At 54.9% G+C, this 381-nt stretch carries 1 protein-coding gene; it reads left to right on the top strand.

Annotated elements, in window-relative coordinates; translation table 11 throughout:
- Positions 1-76 precede the first annotated feature (76 nt).
- A partial coding sequence (locus EN884_RS38415; protein ID WP_206617800.1) for a MucR family transcriptional regulator occupies positions 77-381 on the top strand: 305 nt, incomplete at its 3' end.

The raw sequence follows: 381 nt of genomic DNA, 5'->3' as shown, positions 1-381 counted from the left end.
TCCATGATCTGTGGGCCGTTGCACGTTGTAAAGTTCCTCAATAGAGACAAAGCCAATCAAATGGGAAACTCGAAATATGCAGAATGACGCTGAAGCACCGCAGGTCCAGTTGTTGCAGCTCACCGCCGACATAGTGGCGGCATATGTCCAGAAGAACGCCATTCCGGCGGCCGGTCTTCCCGAATTGATCGCCAGCGTCAATTCTGCCTTGTCGGGATTGGGTCAGCCGGTGGAAGCGACGCCGCCCGCGCTTGTTCCGGCAGTCAATCCAAAAAAGTCCGTGTTTCCCGATTACATCATCAGCCTGGAGGACGGACGCAAGTTCAAGTCTATGAAGCGCCACCTTGGGTTGCTGGGAATGACACCCGACGAGTACAGAGC

Source organism: Mesorhizobium sp. M7A.F.Ca.AU.001.01.1.1, from assembly GCF_004022735.1.
GTDB lineage: Bacteria > Pseudomonadota > Alphaproteobacteria > Rhizobiales > Rhizobiaceae > Mesorhizobium > Mesorhizobium ciceri.
Note: the sequence above shows the minus strand (reverse complement) of the source record. Positions and strands in the feature narration are given on the sequence as shown.